Source organism: Stenotrophomonas sp. HMSC10F06, assembly GCF_001807865.1.
GTDB classification, from domain to species: Bacteria; Pseudomonadota; Gammaproteobacteria; order Xanthomonadales; family Xanthomonadaceae; genus Stenotrophomonas; species Stenotrophomonas bentonitica_A.
This window is the reverse complement of record NZ_KV791306.1, coordinates 104,438-119,350: the sequence shown is the minus strand read 5'-3', so window position 1 is coordinate 119,350 and position 14,913 is coordinate 104,438. Positions and strand designations below refer to the sequence as shown.

Below are 14,913 nucleotides of genomic sequence, written 5' to 3'. Positions count from 1 at the left end.
GGCGTCCCGCACAGCCACAGTGCCCGTCAGATGAGGACCTGGCGGGTGCTGCGCAGAAACTGGTGGATCTCCGCTTCGACGCTTTCATCCAGCATGTAGACCGGTCGCTGGCCGTTCGGGCAGCGCAGCGTAGGCGTGGTCCCGAACATGCGGCAGATCAACGGCCGCTCTTCGTAGACCTCGCAGCCATTGGCGCCCAGATACGGGCAACTCAGCGCTTCCAGGGCGGCGGCATGCTCGGCATCGCTCTTGAGCGGCAGGCGGGCCACTTCCTCGCTGGAGGCGGTGACCGGCCCACAGCAGTCGTGGCACCCCACCACGCAGCGGAACGAAGGAATCTGCTCGCGAAGCCGCTGGATCGCGTCACGGGTCGCATAGGGCATGGGGAGGGCACTCGTCAGCGTCAGCGGCTGGCCATTTTACGCCTCCGGCGGCCGCGGGGGCGGCGGCCGACCGGCGCGTGTCAACGGACAGGCAACGGCCCTTCCCTCGTCCTTGACGCGTGCAGGCACACCATGGAGGCCTCTTCTTTTGTCCCACCCCCATGAACCGTTCCACTGTTGTACCTACAGTCCGTACCGTACTGGTTGTTGAAGACGAAGCCGAGCTCTCCCGGTTGTTCATCGAAGTGCTGCAGGAGGCAGGTCATACGGCGATCAGCGCTGATTCCGTGACGGATGCGCTCAGCGCCCTCACCGGCCAGCGATTCGATGCGGCCATCCTCGACGTGGAGCTTCGCGACGGATCGGTCTTCCCTGTGGCCGACCGACTGGCCGCCACGGGCACCCCTTTCCTGTTCGCCTCCGCGGTCTATCACCAGATAGTGCCACGCGCCCATCAACGGGTGCCCTTCGTGTCCAAGCCCTTCGACATCCGCGCGTTGCAGCAACGGGTGGCAGAAGCGCTGGCCACAGGATCGGGGTCAACGGGCAACCCACAGCAGGCCTAGTGCCCCAGCGACGACGGATCGCCGCGACCGCACCACCGTACGGTCGCATGGTCCCGGACAGAGCGCCTGCATTACGGGCGCCCTTTCGCCCCCCTCACAGCGTCGCCTGCGCCTGCAGCGTGAACACCCAGCTGTCCGGGCGGCTGTCATACGCACCCGGCCGCGCGACGTACTGCACCGCGGGCCGCAGGATCAGCCACGGGGTGACCTGCACGCCGTAGTTCAGCTCGACGAACTGCTCGTTGCTCTGCACGTCCTTGCCGGTAATGCGCTGGTACTCGGCGAGGCGGTCGGAGATGTCCAGCCGGGTCCAGGCGAGACTGAGCACGTCGTCTTCGCGCGAGGCCACGACACCGCGCCAACTCAGGCCGGCCTCCCACGAGTAACGCATCAGGCCGGTCTTGGCATCCGCGCGCGTGGCCACGCCAAATACCGACACCCCGCGCACGGTGTCGCCTTCGGGTTTGAGCACGCGCTGCGCCAGCTGGATGTAGGAGCCGCTGCGATGGGAGGCACGTGGCGCCGCCGGATTGCCGATATCGTCGGCGTTGGAGGTGTCCAGGTAGTAGCCCACCTTGTAGGTGCCGCCGTAATGCGCGCCGGTGTTGCCGTGGCTGTAGCCCACTTCGACAGGCAGGAACAGACCGGTCTTGCCACGGTCGGACACCCGGAAGCCGCTGCCGGCCTGCTTGCGCATCGGCACGACGTCATAGATGCCGGTCTGGGCGTACCAGCCGGAAGGGTCGGCCCATTTCACCCGAAGGCCCCACTGGCCGGTAGGGTTGTCGAGCCAGCCGGAACTGTAGATCGGCCCCAGCGGGTGGCCGCACTGGCCGTTGTTGTTGAAATTGCAGGTATAGGGCAGACCGCCGAAGTCGTTGCCCATCGAGTAGAAGCCGCCCTTCAGGCTCAAGCGCTTGTCCAGCAGCCAGCGCTCGTAGGAGAGTTCATTGAAACGCAGGTTCTGGCCCTGCCCGTAGAAGGCCTGGTTCTGCACGTAGGAGCCGGTGGAGCGGTCGTTGACCGCGTTGCCGAAGCGGTCGGAAAAGACCACGCGCATCGTGCCGTCAACACCGAAGGCCTTGCCGGTATCGATCATCGCGCCGATGTCGACGTGCTCGGCGGTCGACCAGCCAGTGCCTTTGTAACCGTCGCTGTTGACGCCGGTGGCGACCACGATCCGGGCGCTCGGGGTCACGCCGCGGTCCTGCAGCCATATCCGGGCCGCCCACGCCGCGCTCAGCGGTGTCTGGGCGATGGTATCCACCGGTTTCGGCTTGGGCGCCTCGGCGTCGGCCGCCCAGGCCGGTACGCTGGTCGCGGCCGCCAACAGACCAAGGGTGATCAGACAGGGGGTGTATTTCATGCCGAGGCCCTCCGCAGCCTGCGTTTCTTCCAGGCGCGTCGCACCATCGCGATCACCACCACGAACGCCGCAAGCCCGAGGATGAGCAGCGGCAGCCACAGGCGTGCGATCTTGGCCAGCAAGGGCTTCTCACCGCCGTCGCGGATCAGCGCGACCTGCGCTTCCGTCACCTGATCACCGGGGCCGAAGTTGGTCCGTACATACGTCGCAACGGCGGCGATATCGGCATCGCTCAACGCCTGGACGTAAGAGCCCTCGGAGAAATGCGGCATCACCACATGCTGACCATCCACCTCGCGGTCGATGCCGCCGATGATGGTGGCCACCAGGTTCTGGGGCCGGGTCATGCCGACGGTGCTGTTGTGCACCAGCGACGGGTAGTAGCCGTCCTTGCTGCCCTCGCCCTGCGGCCCGTGGCAGCTGGCGCACAGGCCGGAATACAGCACCGCACCGGAGGTGATCGGCGCGTCCGTGCCGCGCACCGGCTGCTCACCGGGCGCCTTGGCGGCATCGCCCCAGGCGAAGGCGGCGCGGGTGGCGTCCTTGTCGGCCACCGCAGGCACGGTCCGCAGGTAGGTCACGATGGCGCTGATGTCTTCATCGCGCAGCTTGGAGAGGCTGTTGGTCACCGCCTCGGCCATGCCGCCGCCGGCCTGTCCCTTGCCCTCCACCCGGCCGGTCTTGAGGTATCGGGCCAGTTCGTCATCGCTCCAGCCGCCGATGCCGCTGATCGGATGGGAGGTGATGTTGGGGGCATACCAGTCACCCAACGAACCGCCGGCGAAGGCTTTGCCACCCACCTCCTGCATCATCAACCCGCGCGGGCTGTGGCAGCTGGAGCAGTGCGCCAGCCCTTCCACCAGATAGGCGCCGCGATTCCACTGGGCGCTCTGCGCCGGATCAGGTTTGAAGGGCGTCTTGTCCAGGAACAGCAGATTCCACACCGCCATCGACGAGCGGACGCTGAAGGGGAACGGCAGCTCGGTGGTCTGCGCCTCTTCATCCACCGGCGCGACGGCCTGCATGAAATAGACGTACAGCGCGTGGATGTCATCGTCGGTCAGTTTCGCGTACGAGGTGTAGGGCATCGCCGGATACAGATGCGCGCCGTCCTTGCGCACGCCCTCGCGCACCGCCTTGGCGAAATCGCCTTCCGTGTAGTTGCCGATGCCATGGCTCTTGGACGGGGTGATATTGCTGGCCCAGATCTCGCCCAGTGGCGAGGCGATCGCATAACCGCCCGCATACGGCTTGCCCTGCTTCGGGCTGGTATGGCAGGCCACACAATCGGCGGCCACGGACAGGTAGCGACCGCGCTCGACCGTCTCGTCGGCGCGTGCAACCTGGCTGCCCCCGGCCAGCAGGCCGAACGCGATGAGGAGGAAGGTCTTCATGCGGCACGCTCGATCGCATCGGCCGCGCGCAGCGCCAGCGCAGCCATGGTCAGGGTGCTGTTGACGACGCTGGCCGAGACCATCGCGCTGCCACCCGGCAGCCACAGGTTCGGGTGGTCATGCGCGCGGCAGTCGCCGTCGACCACGGAATCCCGGGGGTCGGCACCCATGATGGTCGAGCCCATGATGTGGTTATTGGCATTGAGCGCCGTGGTGATGACGAACTCTTCGGCATTGAAGAGCTTGCCGATGTGCCGCAGCTGCTCGCAGGATTTGTCGTAGCCCTTGCGCGCGTAATCGCCCAGCGAGTAATGGATGTCCGGGCAGGCCAGGCCATGACCATCGACGCGGGTCTTGGAGAGCGTCAGGCGGTTGCTCGGATCCGGCAGCGGCTCCAGGCTGATCGACAGGTCCACCCCGTAGATCGCGCGGCGGCGGATTTCCGCATCCAGGGCCTCACCGGCCAGCCCCATCTTCAAGGCCTGGTCGGTGGCGATCGCCACGCGGCTGATGTTGTTGAGGATGATCTTGGTCGCCGAGTACTCCGAGCGGAACGCCCCGTCGCGTGGCCCGACCATGCAGCTGGACTGCGCCGGACCACGTCCCAGCCAGATCGGCCGGTCGGCAATGAAGGAGCAGTGGAAGCCGGAGTGGTCCAGCATGTTGCGGCCGACCTGGTCGGAGGAATTGGCAATGCCGTTCGGGTTCTGTTCGTTGGCGGCCAGCAGCAACAGGCGCGGTGTTTCCAGCGCGTTGCAGGCGATCACGAAACTGCGGCCGGTGGCCTTGTGGCTCACCTTGTCGCTGTCATACCAGTGGATCGCGGTGACCCGGTTCTGGTCGTCGGTATCGATCCTGTACGCCACCGATTCGGCCAACACTTTGGCGCCCAGCGCCTCGGCGGCCTGGACGGTGTGCACGCCGTTGTACATCGCCCCGATCGGGCAGATCGGCTGGCAGTTGTTGTTGCCGCAGCAGGCAGGCCGGTCATTCCACGGCTTGATCATGCGCCCCTGCGGAATCGGCACCAGGTTGTAGCCGTGCGGATTGACCACCTCGGCGAACACCTTGTCGCCGTTGCCCCAGGGAATCATGTCGGCCAGGTAGGGCTTCGAGCGCTCCGAGGGGCTCTGCTGCGCCGGGTCGTTCGGCCCGGACACGCCCATGGCCTCCTCGGCACGGCAGTAGTACGGCTCGATGTCCTCGTAACTGATCGGCCAATCGCGACCGACGCCATAGGCTGATTGCATCTTGAAGTCGACCGGGAGATGGCGCCAGCACGACGCCGCCCAGTGCCAGGTGGTGCCGCCGACGGCCTTGATGAAGCCCTGATGGAAGCTGCTGGCATCGGGCCCGGTCAGCCCGACGTAGTCGTTGGCCGGGAAATACAGCGGCGCCGTCGCGAATTTCGATTGCGGGAATGGCCCCTGGAAGTCGCTGCCGATACGGCGCTCGAAACTGACGTTGCGCCAGTTCTCGACCACATCGGAGCGGTTCAAGCGGGGCCCGGCCTCGAGGACCAGAACCGATTTGCCGGCGCGCACCAGCTGGTGGGCGATCAATGCACCGACGAGGCCCGAGCCGACGATCACGACGTCGGCATCGACGTCGCCATCACGGAAAACCGGAGCTTTCATGAGAGGGATTCCAGATCAGTAACAGGAAAAAGAGAACCGCGCAGGCTTATGCGTGGGCTCGAATCGGGGCCGGCGGCTCAGCGGTCCACCAGGCGGGTCCGCCCTGGACATAGGTCGGTGGCGAAAGGCCGTCGTCCACGCAGCGCTGCATCAGCGCATCGCGATAGGACACGGTCACGGCGTGGACCCCTTTGCCCACCGTGCCGGTATACCAGGCAGTGATGATGGCAAGCGCCGCGGGCTGGGCCTCGCCGGCGGCGGCGACCAGCGCCGTGGCACCGCTCACCTGCCCGGCCAGCGTGACCAGGGCGGGGAACCGCGCATGCAGGTCGGGCTGCAGGGTGGCGAACGCCTTTTCGATCCGTTCGGCCGTGGCCGGGTCGAGGTCGTTCTTGTCGGTCAGGGCGCGGGACAGCGAGAGAAAGGCGGTATCGGTCCTGGCCGCCGGCGCTGCTGCGGCGGGCGTTGCCACCGCAGGCGCTTTATCACGACAGGCCGCGAGCAGCGAAACCGAACCAACCGCAAGAAGGAAGCCTCGTCGTGTGAGGCCGTGCCCGCGCCGGTTCTCGTCCACTCCCTCGGGAATACTCATGATGTCTACTCTGCTCCGTAACACGCCGGCTCCCCGCCCGCAGACCACGGAACGGCTAAGCATCGACGGCGGCAAGGGTACTCCATGCCGCTGTCGTCACAGAGTGATCAACGAGGTGATCACGGATCAGCAACAGCCTCAGCGTTACAAACCGGAGTGGTATCACTCCCGGAGAATCGTCATGCGCACCTTGTTGCTCACCGCCCTTGCCACGATGGCGCTGTCTGCCTGCAGCCAGGCCGAGCACACTGATCAAGGCAAGCACGCCGATACGATCGAGCAGCCTGCCACCGCCCCGGCCGCGGGCGATACGTCGCGCAACGTGCCCGGTGGCGGTAGTGGAACGGCCGCCTCCGAGGCGCAGGACTCCGGGCACGACACCGGGACCAGCGCGGAACCGAAGCGCGAATCCCCGCCGAAGCCGTGATCCCCCATGACCCCGCTCGATAAACCCGTGCGCCGGGAGGTCCAGATCGGCGACCAGGCGTACACGCTGACCATCGATCCCGACGGCCTGAAGCTGGTGCCGAAGGGAAAACGGAATGGCCTCACCCTGAAGTGGACCGAACTGGTGAATGGTGACGCCGCGCTGGCCACTGCGTTGCAGGCCTCGCTCGCGTCAGGCTGAGCGAGCGCGGCGTTCGAGCCCGATCAGGGCTGGACGTTGTTCTTGGATCTGGCGTGCTCATCGGCCGGCAGATCTGCACCCTGCGACGGCGTGTCCGCATTGCTCATGCGGCTGCCCGGATCGGATCAGGTGCCGCACACGCCCGCCGCACGCCACTGGCGCAATGCGGCCCCCTTCAGGGACTGCTCGCCGCAGCCGGTGGGGCAGCGCAGCAGGCGCGCCGCCGAGGTGCTGACGAATCCTTCCCCTTCCCGGGCGTTGAACACCACCTCACAGGACAGGCACCGCGCCACCATCGAGTACAGATGCACGATACGGCCGCTGCTCGGGTCCTGCAGGGCGCTCACATCCAGCAGCTCGAAGTGGCAACTGTCCGGCAACGGGCGCCGGGGAAGCGGAAGGGACACGGAGGTCTGCAGGCTCACGGGGAAGGGCCATCGATTGGGTGGAGGCCACTCTATGGGGGGCGGTGTGGAGCGGATGTGGAGCCAGACGGCGCCGCTCAGCACCAAATCCCAGGATCAGGGACAATAGCCGCCCATCGTTTGCCCCGGCCTGCCGGCGCATGCCCCGTCGGGGGCCACCGCGCGGCGCCCGCCTGCCTGTCTTCCTGCTGCTTTTCCCGGACCCGAATTGAATACCATCGCCCTGCCCCCTGCCGACGACGACCTGCCCCTGACCGACCGGCTGCGCGCCGCGCTGGACCTGCTGGAGGCCATCGAAGCCGACCGCAGCGTGCTCGATACGCTGCCCGACGCCGACCGCACCCGCCTGCACCAGGTTGTGGCGAAGGTCTACCACCCCGAGCCCAAGGCGCGGCGGGCGAAGCTGAAACAGCAGGCCAAGGCCCGGCACCAGGAAAAAGTGGCCAAGGCCGAGGCACTGCTGGAGCAGACCGGCATCCGCGCCCTGCGCCGCAAGCCCGTGTTCAGCACCCCGAATTACTTCCCGCCCCATGCCGCCGGCCTGCATGACGCCTCCAATGGCGAGCATGCCGCCGCCGCGCCGGAGCCGGTGCATTCCCCGGAACTGCGCCACTGCTACGTCTGCAAGCAGAAGTTCACCCAGCTGCATCATTTCTATGACCAGATGTGCCCGGCCTGTGCCGAGCTGAACTTCTTCAAGCGCACCGAGACCGCGGATCTGACCGGGCGCGTCGCGCTGCTGACCGGCGGCCGGGTCAAGATCGGCTACCAGGCCGGCCTGAAGCTTCTGCGCGCCGGCGCCGACCTGATTGTGACCACGCGCTTCCCGCGTGACTCGGCCGCGCGCTACGCCGAAGAGCCCGACTTCGCCGAATGGGGCCACCGCCTGCAGGTGTACGGCCTGGACCTGCGCCACACCCCCAGCGTGGAGGCCTTCTGCAGCGAACTGCTGGCCACCCGCTCGCGCCTGGATTTCATCATCAACAACGCCTGCCAGACCGTGCGCCGCCCGCCGCAGTTCTATGCGCACATGATGGCCGGTGAAACCGCGCCGCTGCACGAGGTACCGGACACGCTGCGCAAGCTGATCGGCGATTACGAAGGCCTGCGCAGCGCCGAACTGCTCGGCACCACCGCCTCGGCCGGGCTGCCGGTGGTCCAGGGCCGCGACTTCAATGCCGCCAACGGCCTGACCCGTGCCGCCGAGCTGTCGCAGGTGCCGCTGCTGGACGATGAGCTGGTGGCGCAGCAGCATCTGTTCCCGGACGGTCGCCTGGACCAGGACCTGCAGCAGGTGGATCTGCGCGGGCGCAACTCCTGGCGCATGCTGATGGCCGAAGTGCCCTCGGTGGAGCTGCTGGAAACCCAGCTGGTCAACGCCATCGCACCGTTCATCATCAATGCGCGCCTGAAGCCGCTGATGCTGCGCACGCCCGAGCGTGACAAGCACATCGTCAACGTTTCGGCGATGGAGGGGCAGTTCTACCGCAACTTCAAGACCACCCGCCACCCGCACACCAACATGGCCAAGGCTGCGCTGAACATGATGACGCGCACCTCGGCGGCGGATTACCAGAACGACGGCATCCACATGAACAGCGTCGACACCGGCTGGGTGACCGACGAGGATCCGGCGGATATCGCGGCCAAGAAAGTGAAGGAAGAGCGCTTCCATCCGCCGCTGGATATCGTCGACGGCGCCGCCCGCATCGTCGACCCGATCATCCACGGCATCAACACCGGTGAGCACGTCTGGGGTCAGTTCCTGAAGGACTACGCGCCCACCGACTGGTAATGCATCCAGGTGCGTGTGTCGTACGTATAGCCTGGCAGGAACGCCGTCGGTTCGAGCGGCAAGGGACAGGAGGCCCACTTTTCCGGCTTCGGCCGTGGCCTCCACTCCCAGTCGAATCACGATGAGCCCCCCCACCTCACAACGCGACGAACGCAGCGCGGTCCTCAGTGCCATGCAGGTCGACGGTCTGGCGTCCCTGCCTGCACTGGACAGGCTCACCGCGCTGGCCGGTTACACCTTCGATGCCCCGGTGGCATTCGTCTCGATCCTCGGGGATGTGAAGCAGCGCTTCCTTTCCCGGATCGGCCTGCCCATGGCACAGACCGACATCCGCGCCTCGATCTGCGCCCACGCCGTCACCGCCGATGGCGTGCTGGTGGTTCCGGATCTCCGCCAGGACCCCCGCTTCCGCGACAACCCGCTGGTCACCGACAGCCCGCATCTGCGCTTCTACGCGGGCGCACCGCTGGTGGCAAAGAACGGGGTCGCCATCGGTGCCCTGTGCGTCATGGACACACGCCCGCGCACGTTCAACGAGGGTGATCAGGATCAGCTGGCCACCCTGGCCGAACTGGTCGTCGCGCAGCTGGAGCTGCGTGCGATGTCCGGTCGGCTGGACCCGGTCAGCGGGCTGCCGAGCCGGCACCAGCTGCATGCGGATCTGCCCGGCATCCTGGCGCGTTGCACTGAAGGAACGGCCTACGCCGTCGCGGTGGACATCCTCGATATTCCACGCGCCAACCAGGTGGGCCAGGTGCTGGGCCTGCGTCCGCTGGAGGCCTTGATCCGGCGCGCCGGCGTCCGCCTGCGTGCCGCGCTGGAGGGCGTGGCCACGGTGTATCACGTGGGGGTGACGCGGTTTGCTTTCGTGGTCGAGATGCCGGCCGCAGCCCAGGTGGAGGCGCTGATCCTGGAGTTGAGAACGCGCATGCTGCGCCCGCTGATGGCCGCGGCAGTGCCGATGTCGCCGCGCTTCCATGCCGGCATCTGCGCCGTCGGACCGGGCGAAGAAGACAGCCACGACCTGCTGCGGCGGCTGCTGGTCAGCATGCACGGTGCGTTCGACGCACGGCGGCCGTTCTGCTGGTACTCCGAACAGCGCGACGAAAAGATGCACCGCGCCTACCGCCTGGCCTCCGATGCCGAACGCGGGCTGCAGGCCGGCGATTTCCACCTGGATTACCAGCCCCGCTTCACCCTGGACGGCCGGCGCCCGGTCTCGGCCGAAGCCCTGATCCGCTGGACCCACCCCACCCTGGGGTCGATCAGCCCGACCGAGTTCATTCCGGTCTTCGAGCGGACCGCCCTGATGGACGAGGTGACCAACTGGGTGCTCGACACCGCGCTCGATCAGGTCCAGGCGTGGCGCGCCCAAGGGCTGGATATTCCGGTCTCGATCAACCTCTCCAGCAGTTATCTGTCCAACGCCTCGGCATGGCACGACATCCGCAGCAAACTCGAGCACAGGGCGCTGCCGTTCTCGACGATCGAGCTGGAGATCACCGAGGGCGAATGGCTGCGCCCGGGTTCCCCGGCCATTGGCCATATCGCAGCGATGGCGCAGGCCGGCATCACCGTGGCGATCGACGACTTCGGCAGCGGCTACAGCAATTTCAGCTATCTGTCCGACCTTCCCATCCACACCGTGAAGCTGGACAAATCGTTGATCGATGGCATCGCCATCAATCCCCGGGCGCGCGCCAAGGTCTCGGCCATCCATCATCTGGCGCATGAGCTGGGCTACCTCACCGTGGCCGAGGGAGTCGAGCAACAGGCGCAGGTGGAGGTGCTGGCTGCGATGGGGGTTGACGAAGTCCAGGGCTACCTGCTTGCCCGGCCGATGTCCCCGGCCTTGGTGATGCAGGTGTTCGAAGCGGCCGCGATCACGGCCTGCCCGGTCAGAGTTTGAACACCTGCTGCAGCTTCCGCGCGAACCATCCGCTGAAGACCAGTGGCGCATCCAGCGCTGAAACGCAGATGCACGCCACCCCGGGGGTGGTCACCGGCTGATGCTCGACCTGGCTGTCGAGATCTGCCACATCGCCGGGGGCGAAATGCCCCAGTGAATCATCGTAGGCACCGCGAAGGATCTGGGTCAGCTCGCTGCTGCCATGGCTGTGCATGGGCAGGCATTTGCCCGGGGCTATTTTCAGCATGATCAACGACGGGTGCGCCGCTGCCCGGATGCAGTGGACACCCGGCGCCATCCACCGCCATTTCAGCGAGCGGTAGGAGGTTCCGAAATGCGGCGCCAGCGCCGCGGGCAGTTGATCCGGGTCGTGCCCAGGCGCGCCGCGTACCGCTGCCTGGGCACGCATGCCATCCTCCGCTGGCGCGGCATCCAGGCGCGCCAGCATGGTCTGCCGAAGCGCGGCCTGGCGATCCTCCGCGCAGGGCGGCGGCAACTGCTGCTCCAGCAGCAGTCCCCCGACCCGTTCGGCCGCGCGCAGTTGTTCCCGGCAGTAGGCGCAGGCTTCCAGGTGCGCCGCGGCGACCACCGACATTTCCGGCGCCAGGGTTCCGGTGGCAAAGCCCAGGACGGTGGTCGGGTCCAGGTGATGACGAGGATTCATCGCGACTCTCCCATCAGCGACTGCAACTGCAGAAACGCGCGTCGGATATGGGATTTCACGGTGCCCAGTGGCATATGCAGCTCCGTGGCGATCTCGGCGTGGGTCTTGGCTTCGAAGTAGGACATCCGGATCAAACGGGCCTGCGTTGCGGAGAGTTCGTCCAGCCGCTGCTTGAGCCTGACGTGCTCGGTATGGCGCTCGGCCAGCGAGCCGCCCCCGTCGGCCTCTTCGGCGGCCTGCTCGACCACCTCGTGGGCATGCACCCAGATATGTTCCCGGCGCACGCGGTCGATATGCATGTTGCGCGCCACCCGGTACAGCCACGTGCCCAGGCTGCTGCGCGCCGGATCGTACAGGTCGGCACGGTTCCACAGTTTGAGCAGCACTTCCTGGGCAAGATCCTCGGCCACGCCATCGGCCGCCCCCAACCCACCCAGGTAGCGGCACAGACGCGGCATGAAGTGGTCGTAGATGCGCAGGAAGCACTCGCGGTCGCGCGAGCCGGCCACCGCCGCCATCTCCGCCGCCCAGGTCTTGATCTCCGTCGTGGATTGAGCGGGGGCGGCAATCATCCGGGCGGCCTCGAAGGGCGTCATCCTGGCAACAGGCGGGTCAGCCTCCATGGTAGGCCACTTCCGGGGGATCGGCGACTTGGGATTCATGGCGCTTGTACGAGCAGAGCGGCGTTCTGGATGCAGGTGCGTTGGCTGCTGATATAGTCGGCCGAGCATGGCGGGCACGGTGCCCGGCCACGAATCACAGGGAGTTGGTCATGGGTCTTCGTCAGGCGGTGGCAGGTGCAGTGGGTGGTGTTCTGGCCGACCAGTGGAAGGACTTCTACACCGTGCCGACGGGCCTGCCCTCCACGGCCGCGCTGTTCGCGGCGGTCCCGCGCGGCACCAATGCCGGGCGTGGCTCCAACACCAGCGCCTCCTCCAACATCATCACCAACGGCTCCAGGATCGTCGTGCCCGAAGGCTACGGCCTGCTGCTGTTCCAGGACGGCGCGATCACCGGTTTCGTCGCCGAGCCGGGTGGCTATGAATGGCGCTCGGACGATACCAACTCGCAGTCGATCTTCGCCGGCGACGGCTTCGTCAGCCCGCTGATCAAGCAGAGCTGGGAACGTTTCAAGTTCGGCGGCCAGCCCGGGTCGCAGCAGGCGGCCTTCTTCGTCTCGCTGAAAGAGCTGCCGGACAACCGCTTCGGCACGCAGTCCGAAATCTACTGGGACGATGGCTTCCTCGGCACGCAGGTCGGCGCGGTCACACGCGGCTCGTACACGCTGAAAATCGTCGATCCGATCCTGTTCGTGAAGAACTTCGTGCCGGCCAGCTACCTGCAGCCGGGCCAGGTGTTCGATTTCACCGATCTGGACAACGCCGCCGCCAGCCAGCTGTTCAACGAAGTGGTGGGCTCGCTGGCCCCGGCCTTCAGCCTGTATACGAACGACCCGGGCAAGGGCAACCGGATCACCAAGCTGCAGCAGGACTCGCTGGGCTTCGCGCAGAGCTTGTCCGCTGCCGTCGAGCAGGGCTACCAGTGGAAGTCCGATCGCGGCCTGGCCATCGTCAAGACCGCCATCGTCTCGATCGAGTACGACGCCAACACCCGTGAACTGCTCAAGACCGTGCAGCGCGCCGATGCACTGGCCGGCTCGCGCGGCAACTCCAATCTGCAGGCCAGCGTGGCCCAGGGCATCCAGTCGGCGGGCGAGAACGGCGGTGCCGCCGGCCTGGTCGGTGTCGGCATGGCCTCGGGCATGCTCGGGGTTGGCGGGATGCAGCAGCCGGTCGCCCCGGCCGCGGACGACCCGGTCGCCAAGCTGAAGAAGGCCAAGGAGATGCTGGATCTCGGCCTGATCACCCAGGACGACTACGACAAGCTCAAGGCCAAGGCGCTGGGGCTGTAAGACACCGAGCGCACCGACACCATGTCCGACCCCAAGATGCCACCGCCGATCCCGGCGGGTCCGCCGCCGTTGCCGCCTTCCCCGGCAGCGCCGGTCACCGGCCCGGGTTCGCCCCGGGACGTGCCCCCGCTGCCGGGCAGTTTCCCGATCGACCCGGCCACCCTGCCCCAGCCCATCCGCGACGAAGTGCTGGCGCCTGATCCGGCCGCGCTGGACACCTCTGCGGCCGAGCTCAAGGACGGCGTCAACCGCTGCCCGAACTGCGGCTCCAGCGATGTGCGGCTCAAACTCGGCACCGATGTACTGGTCTGCCAGTTCTGCCGTCACGAATGGCACGGCGACCGGGTCGAGGAAGCGTTCGGGTTCGGCGAAGGGATCGGCGAGCTTCGCGGTACGGTGATCGCGTCCGGTGCGCGCGACATCGACGCTGGCGCCGCCAGCCTGATGAGCTTCAAGTGCACTGGCTGCGGGGCGGAAGTCACCATCAACACCGAAAGCACCATGACCGCACGCTGCCACTGGTGCCGCCACGTGTTCGGGGTCAACGAACAGATCGCCAACGGCGCGGTGCCCGATGCGGTGCTTCCGTTTCGCATCAGCAAGGACGACGCGGTCGAGCGGATCCGGCAGTTCGTGGACAAGCGGCGCCTGTTCGCGCTGAAAGCCTTCAAGGACCAGTTCACACCGGAGAACGTCACTGGCGTCTACCTGCCCTATATGATCGTGGACAGCAACGTCAGTGCCAGCGTCTCGGGCAAGGGTGAAATCCAGACGCGCCAGTACACGCGCGGCACCGAAAAGAACAAGCAGACCTACTACGACGCCGACGTGTACCAGGTTGACCGCCAGGTCGATTTCACCGTGGACGACCTGACCCTGGAGTCCTCCGCCGAACGCGGCAATCTGGACATCCAGAGCAATACCAACAACATCATCAACGCGATCCTGCCGTTCGATACCAAGAACGCGCTGAAGTGGAACGCCTCCTACCTGGCCGGTTTCACTTCGGAGAAGCGCAACCTCGATGTCGAGACGCTGCGCCCACGGCTGGAGGACCAGCTGCTGTCGATCGCCCGCGCGCAGGTGGAAGGCTCGGTGCGCCGCTACGATCGGGGCGTACGCTGGGAACGTGAACGCGTGGACGTGCATGGCACCCGCTGGGTGTCGATGTACCTGCCGGTGTGGCTCTACTCCTACCACCAACCCGGCCGCAATGGCGGCATGCTGCACTACATCGCGGTGAACGGCCGCACCGGTGAAACCATGGGCAGCGTGCCGGTGCAGCAGTGGAAGCTGCTGCTGGCCGCGCTCACCACCGGCACCATCATCGAAGCCCTCGTGCTTTTCTTCCTGGTAGCTGCCTCATGAGCGATGACAGTGGTCTCTGGCTGCTTGCCGCCGGCCCCGCCGGTGCGACGGCGTTGTATTGGGCGTTGTACCGTTACTACCGCAACACCGATAAGTCGCATGCGTTCGAGCATGAAACGACCATCGACGCCAAGCCGGTGACCGGCGCGGATCGCAAGGTCGACACCATCACCGGCACGCAGGAACGGCGCATCCGTGGCGACAACGTGCGCGCGTACCGGACACGCGTTCAGCGCGACAGGGACAGTCCGCCGCCATTGTGACGCGTCACGGA

At 66.6% G+C, this 14,913-nt stretch carries 16 protein-coding genes; 8 read left to right on the top strand and 8 right to left on the bottom strand.

Annotated elements, in window-relative coordinates:
* Nucleotides 1-26: 26 nt before the first annotated feature.
* Complete coding sequence (locus HMPREF3113_RS16545) at nt 27-383, bottom strand: YkgJ family cysteine cluster protein (protein WP_019183696.1); 357 nt, start codon at nt 381-383, stop codon at nt 27-29.
* Nucleotides 384-544: 161 nt separating this feature from the next.
* Between HMPREF3113_RS16545 and HMPREF3113_RS16540 the strand changes: the two genes are divergently transcribed.
* The gene (locus tag HMPREF3113_RS16540) at nt 545-949 is read left to right on the top strand and encodes a response regulator (RefSeq protein ID WP_070474068.1); all 405 of its coding nucleotides are present in this window, start codon (nt 545-547) and stop codon (nt 947-949) included.
* Between the two features lie 94 nt (nt 950-1,043).
* Here HMPREF3113_RS16540 and HMPREF3113_RS16535 read toward each other — a convergent pair whose 3' ends face one another.
* The 4 genes from HMPREF3113_RS16535 to HMPREF3113_RS16520 are packed head-to-tail and all read right to left on the bottom strand — an operon-like array spanning nt 1,044 to nt 5,938.
* The gene (locus HMPREF3113_RS16535; protein ID WP_070474066.1) at nt 1,044-2,315 is read right to left on the bottom strand and encodes a carbohydrate porin; all 1,272 of its coding nucleotides are present in this window, start codon (nt 2,313-2,315) and stop codon (nt 1,044-1,046) included.
* Nucleotides 2,312-3,709: a c-type cytochrome gene (locus tag HMPREF3113_RS16530; protein ID WP_070474065.1), complete on the bottom strand. Its 1,398-nt coding sequence runs from the start codon at nt 3,707-3,709 to the stop codon at nt 2,312-2,314. The genes HMPREF3113_RS16535 and HMPREF3113_RS16530 overlap by 4 nt, the downstream gene beginning before the upstream one ends.
* The gene (locus tag HMPREF3113_RS16525; RefSeq protein WP_070474063.1) at nt 3,706-5,346 is read right to left on the bottom strand and encodes a GMC family oxidoreductase; all 1,641 of its coding nucleotides are present in this window, start codon (nt 5,344-5,346) and stop codon (nt 3,706-3,708) included. The genes HMPREF3113_RS16530 and HMPREF3113_RS16525 overlap by 4 nt, the downstream gene beginning before the upstream one ends.
* 46 nt (nt 5,347-5,392) lie before the next feature.
* Nucleotides 5,393-5,938 (bottom strand): sugar dehydrogenase complex small subunit, encoded by a 546-nt coding sequence (locus HMPREF3113_RS16520; RefSeq protein WP_083298839.1) that lies wholly within the window; start codon nt 5,936-5,938, stop codon nt 5,393-5,395.
* A 181-nt stretch (nt 5,939-6,119) separates the two neighbouring features.
* Between HMPREF3113_RS16520 and HMPREF3113_RS16515 the strand changes: the two genes are divergently transcribed.
* Nucleotides 6,120-6,365 (top strand): hypothetical protein, encoded by a 246-nt coding sequence (locus tag HMPREF3113_RS16515; protein WP_070474060.1) that lies wholly within the window; start codon nt 6,120-6,122, stop codon nt 6,363-6,365.
* Nucleotides 6,366-6,371: 6 nt separating this feature from the next.
* Nucleotides 6,372-6,566 carry a hypothetical protein gene (locus tag HMPREF3113_RS16510; RefSeq protein ID WP_070474059.1) on the top strand — a complete coding sequence of 65 codons (195 nt, stop codon included), beginning with the start codon at nt 6,372-6,374 and terminating at the stop codon, nt 6,564-6,566.
* 125 nt (nt 6,567-6,691) lie between these two features.
* Here HMPREF3113_RS16510 and HMPREF3113_RS16505 read toward each other — a convergent pair whose 3' ends face one another.
* Entirely contained in the window at nt 6,692-6,991 is a 300-nt protein-coding gene (locus HMPREF3113_RS16505) for a hypothetical protein (RefSeq protein ID WP_046272818.1), read from the bottom strand.
* A 208-nt stretch (nt 6,992-7,199) separates the two neighbouring features.
* Between HMPREF3113_RS16505 and HMPREF3113_RS16500 the strand changes: the two genes are divergently transcribed.
* Entirely contained in the window at nt 7,200-8,786 is a 1,587-nt protein-coding gene (locus HMPREF3113_RS16500) for an SDR family NAD(P)-dependent oxidoreductase (protein WP_070474057.1), read from the top strand.
* A gap of 121 nt (nt 8,787-8,907) precedes the next feature.
* Nucleotides 8,908-10,695: a bifunctional diguanylate cyclase/phosphodiesterase gene (locus HMPREF3113_RS16495; protein ID WP_070474055.1), complete on the top strand. Its 1,788-nt coding sequence runs from the start codon at nt 8,908-8,910 to the stop codon at nt 10,693-10,695.
* Here HMPREF3113_RS16495 and HMPREF3113_RS16490 read toward each other — a convergent pair.
* On the bottom strand, nt 10,685-11,359 hold the full coding sequence (locus HMPREF3113_RS16490; protein WP_070474053.1) for a ChrR family anti-sigma-E factor: 675 nt from the start codon (nt 11,357-11,359) through the stop codon (nt 10,685-10,687). The two genes, HMPREF3113_RS16495 and HMPREF3113_RS16490, sit on opposite strands and share 11 nt — an antisense overlap.
* Entirely contained in the window at nt 11,356-11,955 is a 600-nt protein-coding gene (locus HMPREF3113_RS16485; RefSeq protein WP_019183684.1) for a sigma-70 family RNA polymerase sigma factor, read from the bottom strand. The genes HMPREF3113_RS16490 and HMPREF3113_RS16485 overlap by 4 nt, the downstream gene beginning before the upstream one ends.
* 176 nt (nt 11,956-12,131) lie before the next feature.
* Here HMPREF3113_RS16485 and HMPREF3113_RS16480 point away from each other — a divergent pair, with 176 nt between their 5' ends.
* The 3 genes from HMPREF3113_RS16480 to HMPREF3113_RS16470 are packed head-to-tail and all read left to right on the top strand — an operon-like array spanning nt 12,132 to nt 14,902.
* Nucleotides 12,132-13,271 carry an SPFH domain-containing protein gene (locus HMPREF3113_RS16480; RefSeq protein WP_046272823.1) on the top strand — a complete coding sequence of 380 codons (1,140 nt, stop codon included), beginning with the start codon at nt 12,132-12,134 and terminating at the stop codon, nt 13,269-13,271.
* Between the two features lie 21 nt (nt 13,272-13,292).
* Nucleotides 13,293-14,639, top strand: a complete 1,347-nt coding sequence (locus HMPREF3113_RS16475; RefSeq protein WP_070474051.1) for a hypothetical protein — start codon at nt 13,293-13,295, stop codon at nt 14,637-14,639.
* A complete protein-coding gene (locus tag HMPREF3113_RS16470; RefSeq protein ID WP_070474049.1) occupies nt 14,636-14,902 on the top strand; it encodes a hypothetical protein in 267 nt (88 codons plus the stop codon). Before HMPREF3113_RS16475 ends, HMPREF3113_RS16470 begins: the two co-directional genes overlap by 4 nt.
* The last annotated feature ends 11 nt before the right edge of the window (nt 14,903-14,913 follow it).

What these genes read in the sequence shown, in the direction of transcription:
- HMPREF3113_RS16545 (WP_019183696.1), bottom strand. Translation starts at nt 383, where the DNA reads ATGCCCTATGCGACCCGTGACGCGATCCAGCGGCTTCGCGAGCAGATT.
- HMPREF3113_RS16540 (WP_070474068.1), top strand. Translation starts at nt 545, where the DNA reads ATGAACCGTTCCACTGTTGTACCTACAGTCCGTACCGTACTGGTTGTT.
- HMPREF3113_RS16535 (WP_070474066.1), bottom strand. Translation starts at nt 2,315, where the DNA reads ATGAAATACACCCCCTGTCTGATCACCCTTGGTCTGTTGGCGGCCGCG.
- HMPREF3113_RS16530 (WP_070474065.1), bottom strand. Translation starts at nt 3,709, where the DNA reads ATGAAGACCTTCCTCCTCATCGCGTTCGGCCTGCTGGCCGGGGGCAGC.
- HMPREF3113_RS16525 (WP_070474063.1), bottom strand. Translation starts at nt 5,346, where the DNA reads ATGAAAGCTCCGGTTTTCCGTGATGGCGACGTCGATGCCGACGTCGTG.
- HMPREF3113_RS16520 (WP_083298839.1), bottom strand. Translation starts at nt 5,938, where the DNA reads ATGAGTATTCCCGAGGGAGTGGACGAGAACCGGCGCGGGCACGGCCTC.
- HMPREF3113_RS16515 (WP_070474060.1), top strand. Translation starts at nt 6,120, where the DNA reads ATGCGCACCTTGTTGCTCACCGCCCTTGCCACGATGGCGCTGTCTGCC.
- HMPREF3113_RS16510 (WP_070474059.1), top strand. Translation starts at nt 6,372, where the DNA reads ATGACCCCGCTCGATAAACCCGTGCGCCGGGAGGTCCAGATCGGCGAC.
- HMPREF3113_RS16495 (WP_070474055.1), top strand. Translation starts at nt 8,908, where the DNA reads ATGAGCCCCCCCACCTCACAACGCGACGAACGCAGCGCGGTCCTCAGT.
- HMPREF3113_RS16490 (WP_070474053.1), bottom strand. Translation starts at nt 11,359, where the DNA reads ATGAATCCTCGTCATCACCTGGACCCGACCACCGTCCTGGGCTTTGCC.
- HMPREF3113_RS16485 (WP_019183684.1), bottom strand. Translation starts at nt 11,955, where the DNA reads ATGACGCCCTTCGAGGCCGCCCGGATGATTGCCGCCCCCGCTCAATCC.
- HMPREF3113_RS16480 (WP_046272823.1), top strand. Translation starts at nt 12,132, where the DNA reads ATGGGTCTTCGTCAGGCGGTGGCAGGTGCAGTGGGTGGTGTTCTGGCC.
- HMPREF3113_RS16475 (WP_070474051.1), top strand. Translation starts at nt 13,293, where the DNA reads ATGTCCGACCCCAAGATGCCACCGCCGATCCCGGCGGGTCCGCCGCCG.
- HMPREF3113_RS16470 (WP_070474049.1), top strand. Translation starts at nt 14,636, where the DNA reads ATGAGCGATGACAGTGGTCTCTGGCTGCTTGCCGCCGGCCCCGCCGGT.